Consider the following 5,435-nt stretch of genomic DNA (forward strand, 5'->3'; position numbering starts at 1 on the left):
AGGCCGCTGACACAGCGGCAATTGCAACGCAATAGCTTAATTTCTAAAGCTCGGTATGTTGTGGAGCGAACCTTTGGTAGCCAAGCACGCTGGTTTGGAGCCAAGGTGCTGCGTTACCGAGGCAAAGCCAAAGCACATGCCTGGCATATTTTACAAGCCATGGCATACAACCTGAAAAGGTTGTCCAGATTGTATGTTAATAGGCAGATACCATTGCAATCAGAGGACAAATGCGCCTTCTGAGCCGACAATGATCGAAAAAAGTGATTGTTCGCGTGATTTCAGCAAAGAAATTACTAAAAAATACCCTGATATTCACATAACAATCAGAAATTGTAACGAATTTGATAATTCGTTGGATTTTGCAAAGGTCTCTTTTTATCAGTCGCTAAAAATATGTCAAAGAAGTGATCATAGAAGGATTACAAAATCACTAGGTTGCGTTGCTGATTTATCCAGGAGTTTTATAGGACAAGTTGACTAGTTATTTAGTATGAATTGCGATAAATATACCATTCGCTGCATTTATCAAATCAAAGATAATTAACTTTTCTTTTACTACAATAGCGCACCCGGCATGCGAAGCAAATATTATAAGTTCATTTTTATATCAATATGATGAACTATCTTGTGGCGATATTTATTTCTGTTTCGAACATGAAAAAGTATGCGGTGCTCGTAAATTAAAAAGAATAATGATCCGCTGATAAAAAATTAGAAACTGTATCAAACACGCAGTGATTAGCCCAATTTGACTTAGGACTTTTATAGGACATCCCCCCATTTCTTGCAGTATGTATTCAGGATATTCGTCTCTATTCTCAGCTGAATATTGAGCCTACTATATCTGGGTGGGTGATTCTGATTAAGTCTCTCGAAGAGTTCGAAGCGAACGGTAACTTATTACGCTTGCTGTGAGATTTTCTAATCCAAAATATATTCGGCTTATTCAGAGTTTCCTTTAATGTGTTTTGCAATTTTTATTAACAATTAGTTTTTGGGGCAATACAATGAAAAATTCTTTACGACTATTAACAGTGTCTATGATTCTTTGGTCTGGTCTGTTTTCGATAGCTCATGTAAAAGCGGCTTCGACTTCATATGCAGATGCAGGAGCACCTGTTCAGAATACTTACACCTTTACAGCAACAACAACCGGTTATATCGGTGCTTACTTCCAATCGAGCTCAGCATCTTATACCAATACGATGTCATTACTCGTGAATGGTGTAGTTACACCAGAGTCATCTCTAGGGGTTTTAAATAATCAAACTTCAAGCGTGGGAGATTTTGTCAATCTTGGTTATGTCAATGCAGGGGATGTTCTTACATTCCAACTAAATGTTCTAGATACTGGGGATGTTTGGAACTCCAGTTCCGCATCTAATGCTGATGGAATGAATCACATCTACTCAACCGGATTTTCTGGAGATGCAGCACTTGGCATTCCTGCTGGTACCTATGTGGGATTTGAAGACTTATCTGGCGGCGGGGATCTTGATTATAATGATCAAGCATTTGTATTTACAAACGTTAATGCATCGTTATTGTTAGCTGAGAACATAAGCCCAGTACCTGAACCAAAAACTTATGCCTTGTTGTTGGTAGGATTAGGGTTGATAGTTTTTGCGGCGCGATCTAGAAAGATTAACGCATAGTGAACTGGAGCCATTACATTTTTCCTGTTTAATCTCTTTCGGGGTTAATTCCTCACCCTTGTAGTGTGAGGTGGTTGGAAATCTGCAGCTTAAGGAGCGTATTTAATACCCCGTCGCTTGCGGCGGGGTATTCTGTTTTGCGCTATTTACGGAATTCAATGAGGAAATAGGGGCGGTTTGCATTTGAAACTTTAGTGTTCTTACTTGCGACAGGTTCTGATGCAAATGAGGGGCATGTACACAAGAATTTTACGTATCAAATGTATCGTAAATCGGGTTTCTCATCTGAATTTTTATTCATATCGCTGCTCTAAAAAATTACAATAGAATTCATAAAGCGGTCGAGTCATTCAGCATGAAAAAAATTTCCCGAAGGAAAGTGATTAAATTGTGTGCCCTGAGCGGCATGGCTAGTGCGGTTGGCAGTAATAGTTTTGCTAAAGTATTAGCGCTAATGCCTACGCCCAAAGAGGCAGAAGGTCCATTCTATCCGGTAAAAAATCAGAAAGACAAGGATGATGACTTAACACAAATAGATGGATACGTCGGCAATGCCAGTGGTCAACATATCGTGATAGGTGGACGTGTAACCGATGTCTTCGGCAATCCGGTTGAGAATGCGTTGCTTGATGTTTGGCAAGCAGATGCCAATGGTCGTTATCGTCATCCGCGTGATGCTAATAAAGCAAAGCTGGATCAGAATTTCCAAGGTTGGGCGGTTATCAAGACTGATGACAAGGGTTCTTTTCGCTTTAAGACCGTAATGCCCGGCGCCTATCCGGCTAGCGGAACTTGGGTTAGACCTCCGCATATTCATTTAAAGATTTTTAAACCTAATTATTCCCCTCTGACAACGCAGATGTATTTTCCCAATCAGGAATTGAACAAGAAGGATTTGTTGCTGAATCAAAAATCCCCCTACGAACAGTCAGCTATGATGGCCAGAGAAATCGGACAGCAAGGCAATTTAATCATTTACGAGTACAATATCGTCCTCGATTTACTCCGTAAATAATATTTATGACAACCAAACACAATTCATTGCTTATTCTTGGTTCTGGGCCGGCTGGTTATACTGCAGCTGTTTACGCGGCACGCGCCAATCTGAATCCGGTTTTGATCACCGGCTTGGCTCAGGGCGGACAATTAATGACAACAACCGATGTGGACAACTGGCCAGCCGATGCAATGGGTGTGCAAGGCCCGGAATTGATGGAACGTTTTCAGAAACACGCGGAGCGTTTTGATACTGAAATCATTTTTGATCATATCCATACCGCAAAACTGACAGAAAAACCGATTACATTGATTGGCGATCAAGGAACTTATACCTGCAAGGCACTCATCATTGCCACAGGTGCATCTGCGCAATATCTTGGGTTACCTTCCGAAGAAGCATTTATGGGGCGCGGTGTGTCAGGATGTGCAACTTGCGATGGTTTCTTCTATAAAGGACAAGATGTTGCCGTTGTCGGTGGTGGCAATACGGCAGTGGAGGAAGCATTGTATCTTTCGAATATTGCCCGTAGCGTGACAGTAGTGCATCGGCGTGATCAGTTCCGCTCGGAAAAAATTCTGATTGATAAGTTAATGGAAAAAACCCGCGCTGGTAATATTAAATTGGAACTGAACCATGTACTGGATGAAGTGCTGGGCGATCAATCCGGGGTTACTGGCATGCGCATTAAAAGTACTCAGGGTGATTCCACGCAAGTAATAGATTTACAAGGTGTTTTTATCGCTATCGGTCATAAACCCAATACCGATATTTTTGCTGGACAATTGCAAATGGATAATGGCTATATTGTTACTCACGGTGGTGATCAAGGTAATGCGACAGCCACTAGCATTTCTGGCGTATTTGCTGCGGGCGATGTGCAGGATCACATCTATCGCCAAGCGGTAACCAGCGCTGCCAGCGGCTGTATGGCGGCACTGGATGCGGAAAAATATCTGGATAACTTGAAATAGTTATTGAATCTTAGACCAAACAACTGCTTGTTGACGAAGTCAGATGCCTAAAAAAGATTCTGTTGTGGACGAGGATGAAATATCACTGTTTCAGGCAGCAATGAGTGATGTGGAGCCATTGCCAGCCTCAGATAAAATTGTTATCGGCGGCATTGAAACTTCACCGTTCCCACGCAAAAATAAGGGTCAGAAAAATGCAAAGTCTGAAGATGCCCTAACAGACTATGTTTTCGTTGCAATCGAAGCGGGCGATGGATGGTCTTTTGTGCGGCCGGGTATGTCGCATCAAACGTTGCGACGTTTACGGCGCGGTCACTGGAGGATTCAGGATAGTCTCGACTTACATGGATATACGCGTGATGCAGCCAGGCAGGCATTAGGTGCTTTCCTGGATATCTGTGTGCAACAAAAATTTCGCTGTGTTCGTGTCATTCACGGCAAGGGATTGAGTTCCAGAAACCGTGAGCCGGTTTTAAAAGCGAGAGTTGGAAATTGGCTGATGCAGCGTTCAGATGTATTAGCTTTTTGCCAACCAAGACCTGAAGATGGCGGAGGAGGCGCTATCCTCATTTTGCTCAAATCCAAAGTATAAGCTGGTAAACGTTTGCAATTATAATGAAGGATTTGATTCTTGCGGAAAAGCCTTTTCGTATCGAACTTGGCACTGAATACAGCGTTGTGCGGACGGATATACTAGCAGTCGCTCAAACCCGATTTCGTTGCCACAATCGATACAGTCACCGAACTCTAGTTCGCTCAGATACTTCATCGACATTTCCAGTTCGCGCATTTCATTGATTTGCCGGTCGACTAATGCTGTGTCAATGTCATCCGGTATATTGTTTACATACTCTGCTAGCTCAGCATCACTGATATCCTGAGTGTGTGCAAGCTCGTTACGTATTTCTTTTTGTAGACCTAGATAACGCTTATGTAACGCAGCCTTCAACTGGATTAATTGCCCTTCAGTAAAATTTGCCATTCTGCCTCCATTTTTTGCTATGCCATACATGTTGTCTGGGATGTGATTTACAATCTTTGATGAAAATCAAAGGAGCGTTAATCCATAGACAGTGTACTATGCCTTACATTGCTTGCAACTGTTTCAAATCTGCAATTATTTCGGAAGAATTACGTGCCGCACTGGCCGACAAATACATGCGTGCAATTTTTCCGTGTGGATTGATCAAGAATGTATTGCGCTTGGCAAACTTGATAATGCCCAGATTAATGAGCGAATGATATCGAGCAGCCGTTTCTGTAGTGGTATCCGCCAATAGCGGAAATTGCAGATGAAATTTCTTAGAAAATTCAGCATGACTATTTGTGTCGTCTACACTCACACCAATTACTTTGGCACCCAAGTCGGTTAACTGCTGAAGGTCATCACGAAAAGAGCAGGCCTGTTTGGTGCATCCGGGCGTGTCGTCTTTCGGATAAAAATATAATGCCAGCCATTTACCCTGAAAATCTGCCAAAGTATGTGTTTTCCCAGATTGATCCGTCAGATTGAATTCAGGGGCAGGCTGACCCAGCTTTAGTGCTTTTTTAGTTGTGGAAAAAAACCAGAACATGAATCCCACTGTGATTATCGACAAGATTATAGCTAACCATTCCATGATACTTATTCACCCTCATCTGTTATATTAATGCCACGTAGGCCAAGCCCACAATCGTAGCAATGCTATGCTAATATGCGGGCAAATAAAAATGCCGCCGCCGCATTGTATACATGCCATATTATCCCAAACAATAATCCTGAAGGGATGGCGGCGATGCTACTACTGATCAGATGATACCAGCCAA

Annotated in this window: 7 protein-coding genes; 5 read left to right on the plus strand and 2 right to left on the minus strand. The window is 42.4% G+C overall.

Features of this window, described 5'->3' with window-relative positions; translation table 11 throughout:
• The 5 genes from Q0C11_RS14275 to Q0C11_RS14295 form a co-directional block, all read left to right on the plus strand.
• Window positions 1–243 (plus strand): transposase (locus Q0C11_RS14275; protein ID WP_293009102.1); only part of this gene is annotated, 243 nt, incomplete at its 5' end.
• Window positions 244–1,010: 767 nt separating this feature from the next.
• Window positions 1,011–1,658, plus strand: a complete 648-nt coding sequence (locus tag Q0C11_RS14280; protein WP_293009104.1) for a DUF4114 domain-containing protein — start codon at window positions 1,011–1,013, stop codon at window positions 1,656–1,658.
• A gap of 406 nt (window positions 1,659–2,064) precedes the next feature.
• Window positions 2,065–2,673 carry a protocatechuate 3,4-dioxygenase gene (locus Q0C11_RS14285; RefSeq protein WP_293009106.1) on the plus strand — a complete coding sequence of 203 codons (609 nt, stop codon included), beginning with the start codon at window positions 2,065–2,067 and terminating at the stop codon, window positions 2,671–2,673.
• Between the two features lie 5 nt (window positions 2,674–2,678).
• On the plus strand, window positions 2,679–3,629 hold the full coding sequence (gene trxB / locus Q0C11_RS14290) for a thioredoxin-disulfide reductase (RefSeq protein WP_293009108.1): 951 nt from the start codon (window positions 2,679–2,681) through the stop codon (window positions 3,627–3,629).
• A gap of 43 nt (window positions 3,630–3,672) precedes the next feature.
• Window positions 3,673–4,221, plus strand: a complete 549-nt coding sequence (locus Q0C11_RS14295) for a Smr/MutS family protein (RefSeq protein WP_293009110.1) — start codon at window positions 3,673–3,675, stop codon at window positions 4,219–4,221.
• Window positions 4,222–4,239: 18 nt separating this feature from the next.
• Here Q0C11_RS14295 and Q0C11_RS14300 read toward each other — a convergent pair whose 3' ends face one another.
• A complete protein-coding gene (locus tag Q0C11_RS14300) occupies window positions 4,240–4,611 on the minus strand; it encodes a TraR/DksA family transcriptional regulator (protein WP_293009112.1) in 372 nt (123 codons plus the stop codon).
• 103 nt (window positions 4,612–4,714) lie between these two features.
• A complete protein-coding gene (locus Q0C11_RS14305; RefSeq protein ID WP_293009114.1) occupies window positions 4,715–5,248 on the minus strand; it encodes a peroxiredoxin in 534 nt (177 codons plus the stop codon).
• Window positions 5,249–5,435 lie beyond the last annotated feature (187 nt).

Origin of the sequence: Nitrosomonas sp., assembly GCF_022842015.1 — a bacterium.
Lineage (GTDB): Bacteria > Pseudomonadota > Gammaproteobacteria > Burkholderiales > Nitrosomonadaceae > Nitrosomonas.